The 20162-nt window shown below is 72.6% G+C and carries 15 protein-coding genes and 1 riboswitch; of the genes, 10 read left to right on the forward strand and 5 right to left on the reverse strand.

Features of this window, described 5'->3' with window-relative positions:
• The first annotated feature begins 194 nt into the window (after nt 1-194).
• Entirely contained in the window at nt 195-842 is a 648-nt protein-coding gene (purN, locus tag RYN42_RS14120; RefSeq protein WP_315097146.1) for a phosphoribosylglycinamide formyltransferase, read from the forward strand.
• Between the two features lie 14 nt (nt 843-856).
• A riboswitch (ZMP/ZTP riboswitch) is annotated at nt 857-944 on the forward strand.
• A gap of 36 nt (nt 945-980) precedes the next feature.
• Nucleotides 981-2573 carry a bifunctional phosphoribosylaminoimidazolecarboxamide formyltransferase/IMP cyclohydrolase gene (purH, locus tag RYN42_RS14125; protein WP_315097148.1) on the forward strand — a complete coding sequence of 531 codons (1593 nt, stop codon included), beginning with the start codon at nt 981-983 and terminating at the stop codon, nt 2571-2573.
• Between the two features lie 10 nt (nt 2574-2583).
• Here purH and RYN42_RS14130 read toward each other — a convergent pair whose 3' ends face one another.
• The gene (locus RYN42_RS14130; RefSeq protein WP_315097150.1) at nt 2584-3846 is read right to left on the reverse strand and encodes an FAD-dependent oxidoreductase; all 1263 of its coding nucleotides are present in this window, start codon (nt 3844-3846) and stop codon (nt 2584-2586) included.
• Between the two features lie 53 nt (nt 3847-3899).
• On the opposite strand from RYN42_RS14130, the gene RYN42_RS14135 reads away from it, so the two are divergent.
• Complete coding sequence (locus RYN42_RS14135) at nt 3900-4307, forward strand: DUF3017 domain-containing protein (protein WP_315097152.1); 408 nt, start codon at nt 3900-3902, stop codon at nt 4305-4307.
• 71 nt (nt 4308-4378) lie between these two features.
• Here RYN42_RS14135 and RYN42_RS14140 read toward each other — a convergent pair whose 3' ends face one another.
• Nucleotides 4379-5395: an aquaporin gene (locus RYN42_RS14140; RefSeq protein ID WP_315097153.1), complete on the reverse strand. Its 1017-nt coding sequence runs from the start codon at nt 5393-5395 to the stop codon at nt 4379-4381.
• A gap of 270 nt (nt 5396-5665) precedes the next feature.
• Between RYN42_RS14140 and RYN42_RS14145 the strand changes: the two genes are divergently transcribed.
• From RYN42_RS14145 to RYN42_RS14170, 6 genes are all read left to right on the forward strand, one after another.
• The gene (locus tag RYN42_RS14145; protein WP_315097154.1) at nt 5666-6883 is read left to right on the forward strand and encodes an NADP-dependent isocitrate dehydrogenase; all 1218 of its coding nucleotides are present in this window, start codon (nt 5666-5668) and stop codon (nt 6881-6883) included.
• A gap of 102 nt (nt 6884-6985) precedes the next feature.
• Nucleotides 6986-7975: a malate dehydrogenase gene (locus tag RYN42_RS14150; protein ID WP_315097156.1), complete on the forward strand. Its 990-nt coding sequence runs from the start codon at nt 6986-6988 to the stop codon at nt 7973-7975.
• Between the two features lies 1 nt (nt 7976).
• Nucleotides 7977-8402, forward strand: a complete 426-nt coding sequence (locus RYN42_RS14155; RefSeq protein ID WP_315097158.1) for a hypothetical protein — start codon at nt 7977-7979, stop codon at nt 8400-8402.
• A complete protein-coding gene (locus RYN42_RS14160; RefSeq protein ID WP_315097159.1) occupies nt 8399-8674 on the forward strand; it encodes a DUF167 domain-containing protein in 276 nt (91 codons plus the stop codon). The genes RYN42_RS14155 and RYN42_RS14160 overlap by 4 nt, the downstream gene beginning before the upstream one ends.
• Nucleotides 8675-8848: 174 nt before the next feature.
• Nucleotides 8849-14623, forward strand: a complete 5775-nt coding sequence (gene pulA, locus RYN42_RS14165; protein ID WP_315097161.1) for a pullulanase-type alpha-1,6-glucosidase — start codon at nt 8849-8851, stop codon at nt 14621-14623.
• 169 nt (nt 14624-14792) lie between these two features.
• Entirely contained in the window at nt 14793-15407 is a 615-nt protein-coding gene (locus RYN42_RS14170; RefSeq protein WP_315097163.1) for a DUF937 domain-containing protein, read from the forward strand.
• Nucleotides 15408-15494: 87 nt separating this feature from the next.
• Here RYN42_RS14170 and RYN42_RS14175 read toward each other — a convergent pair whose 3' ends face one another.
• From RYN42_RS14175 to RYN42_RS14185, 3 genes are all read right to left on the reverse strand, one after another.
• Nucleotides 15495-16391, reverse strand: coding sequence for a carbohydrate ABC transporter permease (locus tag RYN42_RS14175; RefSeq protein ID WP_315097165.1), 897 nt, complete (start codon nt 16389-16391; stop codon nt 15495-15497).
• The gene (locus RYN42_RS14180) at nt 16391-17293 is read right to left on the reverse strand and encodes a sugar ABC transporter permease (RefSeq protein WP_315097167.1); all 903 of its coding nucleotides are present in this window, start codon (nt 17291-17293) and stop codon (nt 16391-16393) included. The genes RYN42_RS14175 and RYN42_RS14180 overlap by 1 nt, the downstream gene beginning before the upstream one ends.
• A gap of 115 nt (nt 17294-17408) precedes the next feature.
• A complete protein-coding gene (locus tag RYN42_RS14185) occupies nt 17409-18704 on the reverse strand; it encodes an ABC transporter substrate-binding protein (protein WP_315097169.1) in 1296 nt (431 codons plus the stop codon).
• Between the two features lie 386 nt (nt 18705-19090).
• On the opposite strand from RYN42_RS14185, the gene RYN42_RS14190 reads away from it, so the two are divergent.
• Nucleotides 19091-20162: ROK family transcriptional regulator (locus RYN42_RS14190; protein ID WP_315097171.1), on the forward strand; the 1072-nt coding region annotated here is incomplete at its 3' end.

Below are 20162 nucleotides of genomic sequence, written 5' to 3' on the forward strand. Positions count from 1 at the left end.
GGCGCGACCGGGGCCGCGGGGCGGGGCATGGGCGGCGGCCAGGAGGGTCCGTCGTGAGGCCGTGGTGCGTCCGTCGGGTCGCCGTCCGGCGCGCGCGGGCGGTCCCCGGGGGGCGCGTAGGGGTTGCTCACCCCCACATTCTCGCGCACGGGACGGCGCGGTCCGCCCGGCACCCCCGCCGGTAGGGTCGGCCCGTGACGCACGAGACGCCCCATCGCCCCTCGCCGGCCACCCGCGACTCGGGCCGGCTCGTCGTCCTCGTCTCCGGCACGGGCTCGAACCTGGCGGCGCTGCTGACCGCGCACGAGGACCCCGCCTACGGTGCGTGCGTCGTCGCGGTGGTCGCCGACCGCAGCGGGATCCGGGCGCTGGACATCGCGCGCGCGGCGGGCATCCCCACGGCCGTGGTGGCGCTCAAGGACTTCGACGACCGCGCGGCCTGGGACGCGGCGATCACCGAGACCGTCGCGGTGTTCTCCCCGGACGTCGTCGTCCTGGCCGGGTTCATGAAGCTGTTCGGGGCGAGCTTCCTGGGGCGGTTCGGCGGCCGGATCGTCAACACCCATCCCGCGCTGCTGCCCTCGTTCCCGGGCGCCCATGGTGTGCGGGACGCGCTCGCCTACGGGGTGAAGGTCACCGGCTGCACGGTGATGGTGGTCGACGAGGGCGTGGACACCGGGCCGATCATCGCCCAGGCGACCGTCCGGGTGGAGCCCGACGACGACGAGGCCACGCTGCACGAGCGCATCAAGGCCGTGGAGCGCACGCTGCTGGTCGAGTGGGTCGGCCGCATCGCCCGCGACGGTCTGCGCGTCGACGGGCGGCACGCGACCGTCGGCTGACGGGCGCTAGACTCGGCCGCGGTCGTGACTGGCGCAGGTGGGTGCAACCACCGGGGAGCGGCCGCAGTGCCCCGCCACGCACCGCCCGCCTGGGTGCATGGGTCCGCCCTAGCCGACCCTGCACACCCCGGGAGCGCCATGTCCGAGAACACCTTCCAGCGACCCGTACGTCGCGCCCTCGTCAGCGTCTACGACAAGACCGGCCTGACCGAGTTGGCCGCGGCCCTGCACGCCGGGGGCGTCGAGCTCGTCTCCACGGGCTCCACCGCGGCGACGATCGCCGCGACCGGGGTGCCGGTCACCCCGGTCGAGGACCTGACCGGGTTCCCCGAGTGCCTCGACGGTCGCGTCAAGACGCTGCACCCCCGCGTGCACGCGGGGGTGCTGGCGGACACGCGGCGTCCGGAGCACCTGGCGCAGCTCGAGGAGCTGGGCATCGCGCCGTTCGAGCTGGTCGTGGTGAACCTGTACCCGTTCACCGCCACGGTCGCGTCGGGCGCCGGGCCGGACGAGTGCGTCGAGCAGATCGACATCGGCGGCCCGTCGATGGTCCGCGCCGCGGCCAAGAACCACCCGAGCGTGGCCGTCGTCGTGGACCCCGCTCGCTACGACGAGGTCGTGGCCGCCGTCGGCGCCGGGGGCTTCACGCTGGCTGCCCGCCGACTGCTCGCCGCCGACGCGTTCGCGCACACCGCCGCGTACGACGCCGCCGTGGCCGGCTGGTTCGCCGCCGAGTACGCCCCGGACGAGGCCGCCGTCGAGTCCGGCTTCCCCGCGTTCACCGGCACCGCCTGGGTGCGCGGCGAGGTGCTGCGCTACGGCGAGAACCCCCACCAGCAGGCGGCCCTCTACCTGACCCCCGACGGGTCGGCCGGCCGCGGTCTGGCGGGGGCGCAGCAGCTGCACGGCAAGGCGATGAGCTACAACAACTACGTCGACGCCGACGCCGCCTGGCGTGCCGCGCACGACCACACCGACCCGGCCGTGGCGATCATCAAGCACGCCAACCCGTGCGGCATCGCGGTCGGCACGGACGTGGCCGACGCCCACGCGAAGGCCCACGCCTGCGACCCGGTGTCGGCGTTCGGCGGCGTCATCGCCACCAACGGGACCCTGACGGCGGCGGCGGCGGAGCAGATCGCGCCCGTGTTCACCGAGGTCGTCGTCGCCCCCGCCTTCGAGCCCGAGGCGCTCGAGATCCTGCGCCGCAAGAAGAACATCCGTCTCCTGCAGGTGACGCCCGTGGACGGTGCCCGCACGGAGCGCCGTGCCGTGAGCGGCGGCCTGCTGGTGCAGGAGCTCGACCAGGTGGACGCCCCCGGCGACGACCCCTCGGGCTGGACGCTCGCGGCGGGCGCGGCGGCCGACGACGCCACCCTGGCGGACCTGGCGTTCGCGTGGCGGGCCGTGCGCGCCGTGAAGTCGAACGCGATCCTGCTCGCCGACGCCGGCGCCTCGGTCGGCGTCGGGATGGGGCAGGTGAACCGGGTGGACTCCTGCCGGCTCGCTGTCGAGCGCGCGAACGCGGGGGACGTCGAGCGGGCGCGCGGCGCCGTCGCGGCCTCCGACGCGTTCTTCCCGTTCGCCGACGGTGCACAGGTGCTCATCGACGCCGGCGTCCGCGCGATCGTGCAGCCGGGCGGGTCGGTGCGGGACGAGGAGGTCGTCGCCGCGGCGCAGTCCGCCGGCGTGACCCTCTACCTCACAGGCACGCGCCACTTCGCGCACTGAGCGCGAGGGCTCAGACCAGCACAGCCTCCCGCAGGGGTCGCCCCGGGTCGTGCGCCAGCGCGCGGTCGAGCCGGGGCAGCCCCGCGGCGGTGAACAGCCGGCGCGCGGCGCCGACGTCCCGGGGGCGGTCGACCGTGAGGATCGCGCCGACCTGCTCGGAGCCGTGCCGGAACCACAGGGCAGCCCAGCCCTGCCCGTCCGCCGGGTTGCCGCGCAGCACCACCTCGTCGTCGGTGCGGGGGTGGCCGAACAGCGCGAGCTCGTGCCCCAGCTGGGTGGAAAAGACGTACGGGGCGACGTCGGCAGGGACCGCGTCGGGGACACCCAGCAGGTCCGCGACCAGGGCAGCCGGCCCGCGCAGGGCCCCGTCCCAGTGGCCTCCGGGCACCCACCCGTGTCGCGGGGAGCGACGCAGCGCGACGTCGCCGACCGCCCGGACGGTGCGGGGAGCGCCGATCACCGCGTGCTGCTCGTCGACCCGCAACGAGCCGTCGTCCTCGCGGGGGAGGGCGCCGGCCAGCCAGTCCGTGGTCGGGCGTGCGCCCACCGCGGCGAGCACCACGTCGGCGGCGACGAGCTTGCCGTCCGCCAGCCCGACGCCGTTGGCGCCCACCTCGACCACGTGCTCACCGGTCATCAGCCGGACCCCGGCGGCCGCGTACCAGGGGCTGGTCAGCTCCCCGACGGTGGGTCCGAGCGCGGCCATGAGGGGCGCCCCCGCCGCCTCCACCACGACGACGTCGACCCCCGCCGCGGCGGCGACCCCCGCCACCTCGGCGCCGATCCAGCCCGCGCCGATGATGACGAGCCTGGTCCCCGGCACCAGGGCGGCCCGCAGGTGCTCGGCGTCGGCGGCGGTGTGCAGGGTGAGCGCCGCCTCCCAGTCGACCGGCCGGACGGCGTGCGCCCCGGTGGCGAGCACGACGGCGTCGGCGCTGAACGGGCCGTCGTCGGTCAGCACCTCGGGCTGCGCCCCGGACAGGGACAGGCTGCGCGCGGGGGTGCCCAGGTGCACCTCGTCCGCCAGGGCGAGCAGGTCGGCGCCGATCTCGTCCGTGAGCCACGTCGGGGTCCGACGGTCGAGCAGGTGCTTGGACAGCGGCGGCCGGTCGTAGGGCGCGATCCCCTCCCCGCCGAGCACGACCACGCGCCCGTCGAACCCCCGCTCACGCAGCCCCGCGACCGTCTGCGTCGCCGCGAGACCTGCTCCGACCACCAGCACGTCGTGCGGAACAGGGGTGTCCGGGTGCTCGTCGCCGGTCCGGGAGGTCACCACGCAACGGTAGTCTCCCGTCGAGAGGCACGAGCGAGAGGGTGACGGAGCGCATGAGCGGGGCAGCCGAGGTACGCCGCGCCGATGCTGCTCACCCGGACCCCGCCCGGCCCACCCACACCGTTCCCGAGCCCCCGGCGCCCACCACCGGTCCCATCCCGGTCGAGGAGGCGCCGCTCGACCCCCGCGCCATCGCCCGTGCGTCGCTCGACGCCGCCCGGAACGTGTCGCTGTGGTGGACGAGCACCGGCATCGTCGTCGCCACCGTGGTCGCGGTCGTCGTCGGCACCCGGCCGGGCGTCTTCGTGCTCGCGTCGGTCACGCTGGCGGGTGCGGTGGTCCGTGCCGTGCTGCCGTCCGGGCCGGTCGCGCTGACCGTGCGCGCCAAGGCGCTCGACGTCGCCGTGCTCGCGTGCTCGAGCCTCGGCCTGGTGGTTCTCGCGCAGATCCTGCCGCGCTGACGCGTCGCCGGACGCAGGCGACGCCCGGAGCCGAACGGCCCCGGGCGTCGCTGCGTGCGCGGTGGTGCGGGTCAGCGCTCCGAGACCACGAGGACGTCGTCCGTGGTCACGTACGCGTCGTCCTCCTCGAGCAGGTTGTCCTCGACCGGCTCGGTGGCGAACGCGCGGTAGACCAGGCCGGCCAGGGCGGCGCCGACCAGCGGCGCGACCCAGAACAGCCACAGCTGGCCGACGGCCCAGCCCTCGGAGAAGATCGCGGCCGCCGACGAGCGGGCCGGGTTGAGCGAGCCGTTGGTGATCGGCGTCGCCACGAGGAGCAGCACGGCGAGCGAGAGACCGATGGCGAACGGTGCCTGCACGTGGGCCGCCCGGCGGTCCGTGGCGCCCAGGACGATGCCGACGAACACGGCGGTCGCGACGATCTCCACGAGGAGCGCGACGACCAGCGAGAACTCGACCTGGCCGCCCGAGAGGGTGGACAGGGGGGAGTGCTCGCCGAAGCCGTTGGCCACGCTGGAGAAGAACGACTTCGCCGTGGCGCCCTCGGTCTGGGTGATCAGGCCGGGCAGGGCCTTGGGGATGGTGATGAAGAGCACCGCCGCGGCGAGGATGCCGCCGACCAGCTGCGCGAGCCAGTACGGCAGGACGTCCTTCCACGCCGTGCGTCCGCCGATGGCCGCGCCCAGGGTCACCGCCGGGTTGAAGTGGCCGCCCGAGACGTGGCCGACCGCGATGATCGCGGCGACGACCGCGATGCCGAACCCGAGGCCGACCGCGAGGGAGCCGACCTGGCTGACGCCGGCGTAGAGGGCGATGCCGAGACCCACCAGCACGAGGGCGAACGTGCCGAACGCCTCCGCGCCGAGCCGAGCGACCAGGCCGGGGCCGGTCACCACGACGGAGCCGGCGGGGATGACGTAGGCGTCGACGTCCTCGAGGTCGTCCTCGTCGGGCGCCTCGAGGAGCGGCTCGGGCGCCGGGGTCGGCTCGGCGGCGACGTCGTCGGCAGCGGCAGCGGCCGACGCCTCCTCGGGCGCGGGCGTTCCGGCGGCGGTCTCGGCGGCCTTGTCGGGGTTGTCCTGTGACATGTCGATCCTGTCGTGAGAGAGCGTGGGTGCTGAGCGGGTGCGCGCGGAGCCTGCCACGGCCGGCTGTGCGGCCGCGACGACGCGGTGCCCGTGTCGGGGGCCAGCATGCCAGTACCGGGCAGTCCGGTCACGGCAAACGAGCCGGGAACGAGGTACGCGCGACGACCCACGCGGATCTCTCGACGTCGAGTAATCTTGTCCGCGGACCCGCGCCGGCAGACGCTCCATCGTGCCGTGCCCCCACCCGTCCCCAGCACAGGAGATCCCCGCATGGCGAAGATCAAGGTAGTCGGACCGGTCGTCGAGCTCGACGGCGACGAGATGACGCGCATCATCTGGCAGTTCATCAAGGACCGCCTGATCCACCCGTACCTCGACATCGACCTGCGCTACTACGACCTGTCGATCCAGAACCGTGACGCCACCGACGACCAGGTGACCATCGACGCGGCGAACGCCATCAAGGAGCACGGCGTCGGCGTCAAGTGCGCCACGATCACGCCCGACGAGGCCCGCGTCGAGGAGTTCGGCCTGAAGAAGATGTGGGTGTCGCCCAACGGCACCATCCGCAACATCCTCGGCGGTGTCGTCTTCCGCGAGCCGATCATCATCAGCAACATCCCGCGCCTGGTGCCGGGCTGGAACAAGCCGATCATCATCGGCCGCCACGCGTTCGGCGACCAGTACCGCGCGACCAACTTCAAGGTCCCCGGCGCCGGCACGCTGACCATGACGTTCGCGCCCGCGGACGGCTCGGAGCCGATCCAGCAGCAGGTCGTCACGTACCCCGACGGCGGCGGCGTGGCCATGGGCATGTACAACTTCAACGACTCGATCCGGGACTTCGCGCGCGCCTCGTTCGCCTACGGCCTGCAGCGCGGCTACCCCGTGTACCTGTCGACGAAGAACACGATCCTCAAGGCCTACGACGGCTCGTTCAAGGACATCTTCCAGGAGGTGTTCGACGCCGAGTACGCGGCGGACTTCGCAGCCGCCGGCCTCACCTACGAGCACCGCCTCATCGACGACATGGTCGCGGCGGCCATGAAGTGGGAGGGCGGCTACGTCTGGGCGTGCAAGAACTACGACGGTGACGTGCAGTCCGACACGGTCGCACAGGGCTTCGGCTCGCTGGGCCTCATGACCTCGGTGCTCATGACGCCGGACGGCAAGACCGTCGAGGCCGAGGCCGCGCACGGCACCGTGACGCGCCACTACCGCCAGCACCAGGCCGGCAAGCCGACCTCCACCAACCCGATCGCGTCGATCTTCGCGTGGACCGGTGGCCTCAAGCACCGCGGCAAGCTCGACGGCACCCCCGAGGTCACCCAGTTCGCCGAGACGCTCGAGCAGGTCGTGGTCGAGACCGTCGAGTCGGGCGCCATGACCAAGGACCTCGCGTCGCTGGTCGGTCCGGACCAGGCGTGGCAGACCACCGAGGAGTTCCTGGCGACGCTCGACGCCAACCTGGCGGCCAAGCTCGCCTGACCTCGCAGTTCACGGACGGCGTCGACCCCTGCGGTGGGCGCCGTCCGTCGTCCCCGGGGTAGCGTGAGGGCGCCGCCGTCGTCGACCGAAGGAGCCCGTTCCGTGGCCAGCTCGCCCGTCACCGTGACCGTCACCGGAGCCGCCGGCCAGATCGGCTACGCGCTGCTCTTCCGCATCGCGTCCGGCCAGCTGCTGGGCCCCGACACCCCGGTCCGCCTGCGCCTGCTCGAGATCCCGCAGGCGGTCAAAGCGGCCGAGGGCACCGCGATGGAGCTCGACGACTGCGCGTTCAGCACGCTGGACGGCGTCGAGATCTACGACGACGCCACGGCCGCGTTCGACGGGGTCAACGTGGCCCTGCTCGTCGGCGCCCGGCCGCGCACCGCGGGCATGGAGCGCGGCGACCTGCTCTCGGCCAACGGAGGCATCTTCAAGCCGCAGGGCGAGGCGATCAACGCCGGTGCCGCCGACGACGTCCGCGTCCTGGTGGTGGGCAACCCGGCCAACACCAACGCGTACATCGCGGCGTCGCACGCGCCCGACGTGCCGCGCGAGCGGTTCACCGCGATGACGCGCCTGGACCACAACCGTGCGGTCTCCCAGCTGGCGAGCAAGACCGGCGCCAAGGTCGCCGACATCGCCCGCCTGACCATCTGGGGCAACCACTCCGCGACGCAGTACCCGGACCTGTCCCACGCGACGGTCGGCGGCCGCCCGGCGCTCGAGGTGGTCGGCGACGACGCCTGGGTGCGGGAGACGTTCATCCCCACCGTGGCCAAGCGCGGTGCGGCGATCATCGAGGCGCGCGGGGCGTCGTCGGCGGCCTCGGCGGCCAACGCGGCCATCGACCACGTGCACACCTGGGTGCACGGCACGCCCGCGGGGGACTGGACCTCGGCGGGCATCGTCTCGGACGGCTCGTACGGGGTGCCCGAGGGGCTGATCTCCTCGTTCCCCGTGACGTCCGACGGTGGCAGCTGGCAGATCGTGCAGGGTCTCGACATCGACGAGTTCTCGCGCGGCCGCATCGACGCGTCCGTCGCGGAGCTGGTCGAGGAGCGCGACGCCGTGCAGGCGCTGGGCCTGCTCTGACGTGTGGGCCGAGGAGGTCGCCGTCCCGCGCTCGGGGACGGGCGTCGGGGCCTTCCTCGGCTGGGTGGCGCTCGGCGCCGCGATCGGGGCGGGCTTCGGCCTCGGCATGGCCGTCGGACCCGCTGGCCTGCTCGGGGCGCTCGCCCTGCTGGCCGTGGCCGGGGTGCTGGTCGTCGCCCAGGGCCCGCGACCGGCGCACATCGGCATCGTCACGGGTCTGGCCGCGCTGCCGTTCGCTCTGGCGTGGATGAACCGGCGCGGACCGGGCCAGTACTGCGCAGGCGGCGTCACGGGCGCGTCCGACTGTGTCGCGCAGTCGAGCCCGTGGCCGTTCGCGCTGGTCGGCGTCGTGCTGGTGGGGATCGGCATCGCGTGGTTCCGGCGTGCGCGACGACCACCCGGCCGGCTCGTGGCGCGCCGCAGGTGAGGATCGCGATCCGGGTGCGGCCCGGGGCGTCCCGCACCGCGGTCGGCGGCACGCACGCGGACCGGCTGGTGGTCGCGGTGAGCGCCCGTGCGGTCGACGGCGCCGCGACGCAGGCCGCGCTCGACGCGCTCGCGAAGGCCCTCGGGTTGCGGCCGCGACAGGTCCGGCTGGTGTCCGGCGCGACCAGCCGCGACAAGCTGGTGGAGGTCGACGCGGACGAGGGACTGCTGTCCGCGCGCCTGACGGAGCTCCGCGCGTCGAGCAAGCCATGAGTGCCGCCCGGCGGTCCGCCGGCGTGACCTCGGGCTTGTTCGCCGTGCCGTGAGCGTCTGGTCCGTCCTGGTGACGCACAATTGTCTGAATCTCTTGCTGCAACTTGCTGCAAGCGGATACGGTCAGCGACACCTGCCTCGCACATCGACGTGCGGGGAGACGAAGGAGTCGCCATGTCGCCCGCCGACGCCCCCGTCCGTCCCCTGTCCCGTGCCCTCGCCGCGCTGACCGCCGCCGCGGTCGCGGGCGTCGGGCTGGTCGCCGCCGTCGGGACGCCAGCCGCAGCGGCCGACCGCACCGCCGCCCTCGTCGGCAGCCTGCAGAGCGAGCTCGGCTGCGCCGCAGACTGGGCGCCCGACTGCGCCCAGACCGAGCTCGCCCTCACGGCCGCGCCGGGCGTGTACTCGGCCGACTTCACGGTCCCGGCGGGCGCTTACGAGTACAAGGTCGCGATCGACGACAGCTGGGACGAGGCGTACGGCAGGGACGGTGGCGGCGACAACGCGCCGCTGGTCGTCGAGGGGCCGACCAGTCTCCGGTTCACCTACGACGACGCGACGCACCGCATCGCGGTGACCCTGCTGGACCTGGGCGCGGGCTACACGCCGGCGGACGACGCCCTCGTCGCCACCCCCGTGCGGGACCCCGGCGCGAACCAGCAGTTCTACTTCGTCATGACCGACCGGTTCGCGGACGGCGACGACGCGAACGACACCGGCGGGCTGGCGGGCGACCGGCTGGCCACCGGGTTCGACCCCACGGACAAGGGCTTCTACCAGGGCGGCGACCTGGCCGGCTTGCACAGCCAGCTCGACTACATCGAGGGCCTCGGCACGACGGCCATCTGGCTGACCCCCTCGTTCAAGAACCGCGCGGTGCAGGGCACGGGCGCCGACGCGTCCGCCGGGTACCACGGGTACTGGATCACCGACTTCACGCAGATCGACCCCCACCTGGGCACCAACGCCGAGCTGGAGGCGCTGATCGCCGACGCCCACGCGCGCGGCATCAAGGTCTACTTCGACATCATCACCAACCACACCGCGGACGTCATCGACTACGCGGAGGGCCAGTACGGCTACGTCGACAAGGCCACCAGCCCGTACACCGACGCCGCCGGCACGGAGTTCGACCCGGACACCTACGCGGGCACCGACACGTTCCCGGCGACAGACGCCGCGACCAGCTTCCCGTACACCCCGGTGATCGACCCGGCGGACGCGGACGCCAAGGTCCCGGCCTGGCTGAACGACCCGACGCTCTACCACAACCGCGGGAACTCGACCTACAGCGGTGAGTCGACGACGTACGGCGACTTCTCCGGGCTGGACGACCTCATGACGGAGAACCCGGCGGTGGTCGACGGCTTCGTGGACGTCTACAACGGCTGGGTGGACCTGGGCATCGACGGCTTCCGCATCGACACCGCCAAGCACGTGAACTTCGAGTTCTGGGAGACGTTCACCACCGCCGTGCGGGACCACGCCGCCGCGGTCGGCAACGAGGACTTCTTCATGTTCGGCGAGGTGTACGACGCCGACCCGGCCAAGCTCTCCCCGTACCTGCGCGACAGCGACATGAACGCGGTCCTCGACTTCACGTTCCAGTCTGCCGCCAGCAGCTACGCGGGCGGCTCCTCGGGTGACGGGCTGACGGCCCTGTTCGCCGGCGACGACCGGTACACCACGCCCTCCACCAACGCCCAGGCCCTGCCCACGTTCCTCGGCAACCACGACATGGGGCGGATCGGGTACTTCCTGCGCGGTGAGGACGACCCGCAGCAGCGCTCCGCGCTCGCCCACTCGCTCATGTACCTCACGCGCGGGCAGCCCGTCGTGTACTACGGCGACGAGCAGGGCTTCGCGGGCGCGGGCGGCGACAAGGACGCCCGCCAGTCGATGTTCGCCACGCAGGTGGCGCAGTACGCCAACGAGACGCTGCTGGACGGCACGGTGGCGGGCTCGGTGGACCGGTTCGACACGGACTCGGTGCTGTACGACCACGTCGCCGAGCTGGCCGCCCTGCGCAGCGCCCACCCGGCCCTGCAGACCGGCGCGCAGATCGAGCGCTACGCCGACGAGGCGGTCTACGCCTTCTCCCGCGTCGACGCGGACGAGAAGATCGAGCACCTGGTGGCGACGAACAACTCCACCGCCCCGGCGACGGTCACGGTCGACACGCTGACGCCGGGGGCGACCTTCGCGGCCCTGTACGGGACGGCGACGACCGTGACGGCCGCCACCGACGGGACCGTCAGCGTGACGGTGCCCGCGCTGGGCGCGATCGTGCTGCGCGCCGGGACCCCCGTCGCGGCGCCGGCCGCCGCCGGGGAGATCGCCCTCACCGTCCCGTCGGCCGGAGCGGCCGTCACCGGGGAGGCCCCCGTCTCGGCCGACGTCGCCGACGACGTCTGGAGCCAGACCTCGTTCGCGTACCGGGTGCTCGGCGCCGACACGTGGACGCCGCTGGGCACCGCGGAGACCACGTCCCCGCGGGTGTTCCACACGATCGGTGACCTGCCGGACGGCACCCTGGTCGAGTACCGCGCGGTGTCCGTCGACGCCGCCGGGCAGCGCTCCGCCGCGTCGACGTTCGGCAGCGTGGGCGTCGCCGTCGACGGGGTGGTCCCCGAGCCGCCGGCCGGCCCGACAGCCGTGTCGGTGCCGGGCAGCCACAACAGCGAGATGGGCTGCGCGGCCGACTGGCAGCCCGCCTGCGACCAGGCCCAGCTGACCCGCGGGACCGACGGCGTCTGGTTCGGCACCTTCACGCTGCCGGTCGGCACGTACGAGTACAAGGTCGCCCTCGACCGCGCCTGGACCGAGAACTACGGCGCGGGCGGCGTGCAGGACGGACCGAACGTCACCTACACCGTGACGACGGCCGGCCCGGTGACGTTCTTCTACGACCCGACGACGCACAACTTCACGTCGACGGCGCAGGGCGGGATCTACACGGTGCCGGGCTCGCACAACAGCGAGCTGGGCTGCGCCGCCGACTGGGAGCCGTGGTGCATGGCCACCTGGCTGCAGGACCCGGACGGTGACGGGACCTTCACGTTCACCACCGACACGCTGCCCGCCGGCGCCTACGAGGGCAAGGTCGCGCACGACCGCGGCTGGACCGAGAACTACGGCGCCGGTGGCGCCCCGGGCGGGGCGAACATCCCGTTCACCGTGCCGGGCGGGGAGCCCGTGACGTTCAGCTATGTGCTGGCCACGCACGTCCTGACCATCGGGACGGCCGAGCCGTCGCTGCCCGGCACGGGCGAGGATCGGGCGCATTGGATCGACGCGACGACCATCGCCTGGCCCGCCGGGTGGGCGACCGACCCCGCGGCGAGCGAGTTCCTCCTGCACGGCTCGCCCACGGGCGGCCTGTCCGTGGACGACCTGGGCGACGGCGAGCCGGTGGTGCTCACCTACGACCCGGACGGGCTCACGGCCGCCCAGCTCGAGCGCTTCCCGGCGCTCGGCGGTTACCTCGCGCTCCGCGTCCCCGACGGGACGCCGGTCGCCGAGCTGCTGCGGGGGGCGCTGCTGGTCACCCAGGCGGCAGCGGACGGCACGTACCAGGCGGCCACCGGGGTGCAGGTCCCGGGTGTGCTGGACGACCTCTATGCCGCACAGGCCGAGGACCGCAGGCTCGGGGCGACCTGGCGCAAGGGTGCCCCGTCGCTCGCCGTCTGGGCCCCGACCGCCCAGGACGTCGACCTGCTCCTGTGGACCGGTGACCTCGCCGCCGAGCCGGAGCGGGTCGCCGCGACCCCGCAGGACGACGGCTCCTGGACGGTGGCCGGGACGACGGCGTGGACGGGCGCCCGGTACCTCTGGGAGGTCACGGTGTACGCGCCGACGACCGACAAGGTCGAGGTCAACCGCGTGACCGACCCGTACTCGGTGGCGCTCACGCTCAACTCGACGCACTCGGTGCTCGTGGACCTGGCCGACAAGGCCTTCCGCCCGCGCCAGTGGGAGAAGGCGACGCAGCCGGTGGTGCGGCCCGTGGACCAGACGATCTACGAGCTGCACGTGCGGGACTTCTCGATCAGTGACGAGACGGTGCCGGCAGCACAGCGGGGCACGTACCTGGCCTTCGCGACGAACGGCGCGGGCCGCACGCACCTGCGGGAGCTCGAGGACGCGGGGCTGACCACGGTGCACCTGCTGCCGACGTTCGACATCGCCTCGATCCAGGAGGACCGCGCGCTGCAGCAGACCCCGGACTGCGACCTGGCGTCGTTCCCGCCGGACTCCACCGAGCAGCAGGCGTGCGTCACCGCGGTGGCGGACACCGACGGCTTCAACTGGGGCTACGACCCGCTGCACTGGTCCGCACCCGAGGGGTCTTACGCGGTCGACGCCGAGGGGGGTGCGCGGGTCGCGGAGTTCCGCACGATGGTGGGTGCGCTGCACGCCGACGGGCTCCAGGTGGTGCTCGACCAGGTGTTCAACCACACCGCGGCGAGCGGCCAGGCGCCGCAGTCCATCCTCGACCGCGTCGTGCCCGGCTACTACCACCGGCTCAACGCGACGGGGTCGGTGGAGACCTCGACGTGCTGCCAGAACATCGCGACCGAGCACGTGATGGCGCAGAAGGCCATGGTCGACTCGGTGGTCACGTGGGCCCGCGACTACAAGGTCGACGGGTTCCGGTTCGACCTCATGGGGCACCACTCGGTGGAGAACATGCAGGCCGTCCGCGACGCGCTGGATGCGCTGACCCCGCGCAAGGACGGGGTGGACGGGAAGCGGGTCTACCTCTACGGCGAGGGCTGGAACTTCGGCGAGGTGGCGGACAACGCGCTGTTCAGGCAGGCCACGCAGGGTCAGCTGGGCGGGACGGGCATCGGAACCTTCTCCGACCGCCTGCGCGACGCCGTGCGCGGCGGGGGACCGTTCGACGAGAACCCCCGCATCCAGGGCTTCGGCTCGGGCGGCGCCACCGACCCGAACGGTGACCCGATCAACGGCACGGAGGCCGACCAGCTGGCCAGGGCGGCGCACGACGCCGACCTCGTCCGCCTCGGCCTGGCCGGCAACCTGCGCGACTTCTCGTTCCTCACCAGCGCAGGCACCGTCCAGACGGGGGAGGAGCTGGACTACAACGGTCAGCCGGCGGGCTACGCCGACTCCCCGGAGGAGGTCATCACCTACGTCGACGCCCACGACAACGAGACCCTGTGGGACTCGCTCACCTACAAGCTGCCGACGGACACCCCGATGGCGGACCGCGTGCGGATGAACACGGTCTCCCTGGCGACGACTGCCCTGGCCCAGACGCCCTCGTTCTGGCACGCGGGCGCCGACCTGCTCCGCAGCAAGTCGCTGGACCGCAACAGCTACAACTCGGGCGACTGGTTCAACCTGCTCGACCTGTCCGGCCAGGACAACGGCTTCGGCCGCGGTCTGCCGCCGGCGCCCGACAACGAGGCCAAGTGGCCGGTCCAGCAGCCCCTGCTGGCCGACCCGGCGCTCAAGCCGGCTCCGGCGGACATCGCGACGGCCTCCGCGGCCGCCGACGACCTGCTGCGGCTGCGGTTCTCGACGCCGCTGTTCCGGCTCGGCTCCGCCGACCTGATCGAGCAGAAGGTCACGTTCCCGGGCTCCGGCGCCGACGCCGACCCCGGCGTGGTCGTCATGGCGATCGACGACGAGCCCGGCTGGGACTCCGCCACGCGGCGCTGGGTCAAGGACGTGGACAAGAAGCTGGACGGCGTCCTGGTCGTGGTCAACGCGTCCGACGAGGCGACGACCCAGACGGTCCCGTCGCTGAGCGGGCACAGGCTCGCACTGTCCTCCGTCCAGGCGACGGGGAGCGACCCGGTGGTCAAGGCCACCACGTGGGACAAGGCCACCGGCTCGGTGACCGTGCCGCCGCGCACGGTCGCGGTGCTGGTGGAGAAGGCGGACCGCGGGCACGGCGGCTGGTGGCACTGGTGGCGCTGACCACCTGAGGCGACGAGGGGGCTGGACCGGCGCCGGTCCTGCCCCCTCGTCGCGCCCGCGGGTGCGCACCGCAGGGGCCTCCCCCTACGGTGAGGGCGTGTGCGGGTGCACCGCACGTGGCCGCGCAGCCCGCGTCCCCGCGGGTCCGGCCCTCAAGGAGGAGGCAGCCGTGGCAGCCGTCGACGACCTCACAGCGGCGATCCCGATCGACCAGCTCGCCGCCAGGCTCGGGGTGGACACTGCGACCGCGAGCAGCGCCGTCGCCGCGGCCCTGCCCGCGCTGCTCGGCGGGATCCAGGCGAACGCGCAGGACCCAGCGGGCGCGGCGTCGCTCTCGCGGGCGCTCGGGACCAAGGACCCGGCGCTCGTCGCGGGCGGCGTCGACCTCGACCGGGTCGACACCGACGACGGCGCCAAGATCGTGCGCAACGTGTTCGGCCCGAACCAGGACCAGGTGGTGGCGGCGCTCGGCTCCGACTCGCGCACGCCCGACCAGTCCATCATCGCCAAGGTGCTCCCTCTGCTGGCGCCGATCGTCATGGCGTTCCTGGCCAAGCAGCTGGCGGGACGGTCGGGGTCCTCGGCGGCGGAGCAGGAGAGCGGCGCCTCCGGTGGTGGCCTGGGCGACCTGCTCGGGGGTGTGCTCGGCGGCGGGGGCTCGTCGGGCGGGGGGCTCGGCGGTGTGCTGGGCGGGATGCTCGGCGGGGGCTCCTCCGGGGGCTCCGCCGGCGGGATCGACATCGGGAGCATCCTGGGCGGCCTGCTGGGCGGCGGCAAGCGCTGACGGACGAGGGGCCCGCGACCAGTGACGGTCGCGGGCCCCTCGCCGTGCCGGGTTGCGGAGACCGCGGCAGGTGGTCGTGCCAGGGCGTCAGCCCTTGACCGACCCGGACATGAGACCGCCGATGAAGTACTTGCCCAGCAGGACGTACACCAGCAGCGTGGGCAGCGACGCGAGCAGGGCGCCCGCCATCGAGATGCCGTAGTTGGTGAGCAGGGCGCCGTTGGCCAGGTTGTTCAGGGCCAGGGTGACCGGGCCGTTCTGGCTGGAGGAGAAGAACACCGCGAAGAGGAAGTCGTTCCAGGCCGAGGTGAACTGCCAGATGAGCACCACGACGAAGCTCGGGATCGAGATCGGCAGGACCACCGACCAGTAGGTCCGCAGCATCCCCGCACCGTCCACGCGGGCGGCCTCGACCAGCTCCTCCGGGACGGACATGTAGTAGTTGCGGAAGATCAGCGTCGTGATCGGCAGGCCGTAGATCACGTGCAGGATGATCAGGGACGGCACACCCGAGGGGATGCCGGCGCCGAGCATGAGCTGCAGCAGAGGGATCATCACGGCCTGGTACGGGATGAACATCCCGAACAGGATCAGGGTGAAGACGAGGTCCGCACCCTTGAAGCGCCAGCGCGCCAGCACGAAGCCGTTCATCGACCCGAGGAACGAGGAGATGATCGCGGCCGGGATCACCATCTGGAAGGTGCGCCACAGCGACGGCGACAGGGCCGTCCAGGCGGCGCTCCAGTTCTCCGTGGTCCACACCTGCGGCAGGTTCCAGGCGCGCGCCGGGGTGGCGTCGCCCAGCCCCTTGAAGCTGGTCACGACGAGCACGTAGACCGGGATCAGGACGATGAGCGTGAAGAAGATGAGCAGCGCGTACTTGGCGGTGCGGCCTCGGGAGAACCGGCTGCTGCTCGGTGCCGCGGGGGGCGCGGCCGGGCGGCCGAGGGGAGCGGTGAGCTCCGCGGGCGTGACGGTGGTCATCAGTGCTTCTCCGTCCGGTTGAGGTGCACCAGGTACGGGACGATGAGCAGCGCGACGATGACGAGCAGGATCGCGCCGACCGCGGCCGCGTTCGAGTAGTCGAAGCTCGACTTGAACACGTACATGTCGATGGCCGGCACCTTGGTCTGGTAGTTGGCCGGCTTCGAGATCGACATGATCAGGTCGAACGCCTTGAGCGACATGTGGCCGACGATGATCACCGCGGACAGGGCGACGGGGCTCAGCTGCGGGAAGATCACGTGCCGGTAGGTCTGCCAGCTGCTGGCGCCGTCGATCTGTGACGCCTCGCGCAGCTCCTCCGGGATGCCCCGGAAGCCGGCGAGGAACAGGGCCATGACGTACCCCGACAGCTGCCAGATCGCGGGGATCGCGATGGCGGCGATGCCGACGTCGACGTTGTTCCACCAGTTGTTCTGCAGGAACGGCAGGCCGATCATCTGGAACAGCCGGTTCAGGCCAGAGGCGTTCTCGCCCTGGTTGGAGTTGAGCAGCCAGCGCCACACCACGCCTGACGCGACGAACGACACCGCCATCGGGAACAGGTAGATGGAGCGGAAGACCCCCTCGAACCGCACGGGGCGGTCCAGCAGCCAGGCCCACAGGAAGCCGAAGATCATCGTGCCGGCCAGGAAGACGACGGTGTACAGGGCGAGGTTGCGCAGCGAGTGCTGGAACGAGTCGGACCCGAAGAGCGTGAGGTAGTTCTCCAGGCCGACGAAGCTGACGGGCGCCTTGCCGTTCGCCTGCGAGGAGTTGTGGATGTCCTGGAGCGAGGTGTTCGCGTTGACCCCGAGGAGGCCGTAGACGAAGACGCCGAGCAGGATCAAGGTCGGCGAGATGAGCAGGAGGGGAGGCCCCCACTGACGGATCTGTCGGGGCACGAGTGCCTCCTGGAGTCGTGACGAGCGTTCGGACGGGTCGGACGGTGCGCTGCGCACGGGCCCGTCCCGACCCTGGGCTCCAGGGTCGGGACGGGGGACGTGCCGTACGTGCCGGTCAGCCTGCGTTGGCCTCGGCGGCCGCTGCGAGCTCGGCCTGGAAGCCGGCGAGGTCGCCGCCACCGGTGGTGAACTTGCTGGTGGCGTCCGAGATCGCGTTGGCCCAGGCGGCCGGGGCCGCTGCACCGTGCGCCAGCGACGACACGATGGTGTCCTGGCCGAACGACGTCATCGCCGACTGCTGGTACTCCGAGAAGTCGCCGGGCGTCGCGTCGTTGCGGGCGGGGATGGAGCCCTTCGCCTTGTTGAACGCGACCTGGCCCTCGAGCGACCCGATCGTCTTGAGCCACGCCTTGGCGCCGTCCGGGTGCGGGGCACCGACGGGCAGCGTGAAGGAGTCGGCGAGGAAGTCGAACACGCCGTCGGTGCCGGGGACCGGCATGTAGACGTAGTCGGCCGGGGCCTTCTTGCCGGCCTCCTCGAACGCCGCGACAGCCCAGTCGCCCATGACGTTGAACGCCGCGTTGCCGTCGATGACCTGCTGGGTCGCGTCGGGCCAGTCGAGGCCGTCACGGTCCTCGTTGGTGTAGCTGATGAGCTTCTCGAAGTCGGCGAGCGCCTCGGTCACCTCGGCGCCGTCCCATGCGGTCGAGCCGTCCCAGAGGCCGTTGTAGCCCTCCGCCCCGAGGTCGGCCAGCAGGATGGTCTCGAGCAGGTTGACCTGGGTCCACGTGGTCGCCACCGACAGCGGCGTGCGGCCCGTCTTCTCCTTGACGGCGTCGAGCGCGACGAACCAGTCGTCGATCGTGTCGTACGTCGCGGCCGGGTCCAGACCCGAGTCCGTGAGCACCGAGGTGTTGGCCCAGACGACGTTCGCGCGGTGGATGTTCGACGGGATCGAGTAGATCTTGCCGTCGACGGTGAGGCGCTCGACCAGGTCGGCCGGGAAGGCGTCGCGCAGGCCGAACTCGTCGTACAGGCCCGAGACGTCCTCGACCTGGCCGGCGTTGATGTAGTCGGTCAGCTCCGCGCCCGCGTGGGCCTGGAACGTGTCCGGCGGGTCGTTGGCCTGCAGGCGGGACTGCAGCAGGTCCTTCGCCGCGGAGCCGGCGCCACCGGCGACGGCGCCGTTGACGAACGTGACGTCCGGGTTCTGGGTGTCGAAGACGCCGACCAGGGCGTCGAGGCCGAGCTTCTCGGACCCGCTGGCCCACCAGGTGAAGACCTCGACCTCGTCGCTGCCGGTGCCCTCCGTCGCGTCGTCGCCGCTGCCGCCGGAGCTGCACGCGGCCAGCGCGAGGCTGGCGACGGCGAGACCTGCGGCCATGGCGGTGAACTTGCGTGCTGTACGCATGTGACTCCTACGCCTTCTTTGCCGTGGATGTGGGTGGTGCTGGCCGGGGTCGTCCCCACGGCCGGTGGTGTGCTCGCCCGACGGTGGGGGACCGTCCGCCGGACGATCGGAGCCAGGCTCTACGGTGCGCCTCGTCCGATCCGGTCACATCTCATCGCCGGGCTCCATTGAAGTCAAGAAATGAACGAATGAGTGGCCGAATCGTGATCTGACGTTCACCCTTCGGAGCCATCGGGTGCCGGAGTCGTCCGAAGCGTCCGCATCTGTGCCCCCACCGCGGCGTCCCCGCAGGTCGGCTGCGATGTTGGCGGGGGGTCGTCGTCCGTGGACGCGCGGGTGCGCTCCGGCCGCGGAGCCCGGCACGGCGCCGTGTGTATCCTTCGCCGGTGGGCAATGACCGGGTCACACCGGGCTCGCAGACTTCACTGCGTGAAGCCAACCGGGCGCGGATCGTCAGCGCCGTCCAGCAGCGTGGCTCGCTCACGCAGGTCGAGCTGGCCGGCGTCACCGGGCTGTCCCCGGCCACCGTGTCCAACATCGTCAAAGAGCTGACGACCGCCGGCGTCCTGCACACCGCCCCCACCTCCCGCAGCGGCCGGCGCGCCCAGCAGGTCACGCTCGCGCGCAACCTCGGCCTCGTCGCCGGCATGCACTTCGGCACCCGCTCGCTGCGCGTGGCGCTGTCCGACGTGGCGCACCGCATCGTCGCCGAGCAGCGCATGCCGCTGCCTCCCGATCACCGCGCCGACCAGGGGCTCGAGCGCGCCGCGCTGCTGCTCACCGAGATGGTCGACTCCGTGGACGCCGCACTGTCCGAGGTGCTCGCCGTCGGCGTCGGCGTCCCCGCGCCGGTCGACGTGCGGACCGGACAGCTGTCCTCCCTCGGGATGCTGCGCGGCTGGGACGGTGCGCCGGTGCCCGAGATGCTGGGTGAGCGGCTGGGCCTGCCGGTGTACATCGACAACGACGCCAACCTCGGCGCGCTCGCCGAGGTCCGGCTCGGCGCCGCCCGCGGCAGGCAGCACGTGGTCTACGTGCGGGCCTCGCACGGCGTCGGCGGCGGCCTGGTGCTGGGCGGCGAGGTGTTCCACGGCCGCGTCGGGGCCGCGGGCGAGATCGGCCACACCACGATCGACGACCAGGGACCGGTGTGCCGCTGCGGCAACCGCGGCTGCCTGGAGATGTACGTGGGCGCCCCGGTCCTGCTCGAGATGCTGCGGCCGAGCCACGGCAACCTCACGCTGCGGGACGTCATCGCCCGGGCGGAGGCGGGCGACGCCGGCTGCCGCCGGGTCATCGGCGACGCCGGCCGCCACCTCGGCATCGCGGCGGCGAGCGTGTGCAACCTGTTCGACCCCGAGCTGCTCGTGGTCGGCGGCGAGCTGGCGGACGCGGGGGAGCTGCTGCTGGAGCCGATGCGGCTGGCGCTGGCCCAGCGCACCGTCCCCAGCACGGCGG

Source organism: uncultured Cellulomonas sp. (assembly GCF_963527515.1).
Taxonomy (GTDB): Bacteria; Actinomycetota; Actinomycetes; order Actinomycetales; family Cellulomonadaceae; genus Cellulomonas.

Bases quoted from the DNA above. Each gene is read 5' to 3' on its own strand.
- pulA (WP_315097161.1), top strand. From the start codon at position 8,849: ATGTCGCCCGCCGACGCCCCCGTCCGTCCCCTGTCCCGTGCCCTCGCC.
- purH (WP_315097148.1), top strand. From the start codon at position 981: ATGTCCGAGAACACCTTCCAGCGACCCGTACGTCGCGCCCTCGTCAGC.
- RYN42_RS14145 (WP_315097154.1), top strand. From the start codon at position 5,666: ATGGCGAAGATCAAGGTAGTCGGACCGGTCGTCGAGCTCGACGGCGAC.
- RYN42_RS14175 (WP_315097165.1), bottom strand. From the start codon at position 16,391: ATGACCACCGTCACGCCCGCGGAGCTCACCGCTCCCCTCGGCCGCCCG.
- RYN42_RS14135 (WP_315097152.1), top strand. From the start codon at position 3,900: ATGAGCGGGGCAGCCGAGGTACGCCGCGCCGATGCTGCTCACCCGGAC.
- RYN42_RS14140 (WP_315097153.1), bottom strand. From the start codon at position 5,395: ATGTCACAGGACAACCCCGACAAGGCCGCCGAGACCGCCGCCGGAACG.
- RYN42_RS14185 (WP_315097169.1), bottom strand. From the start codon at position 18,704: ATGCGTACAGCACGCAAGTTCACCGCCATGGCCGCAGGTCTCGCCGTC.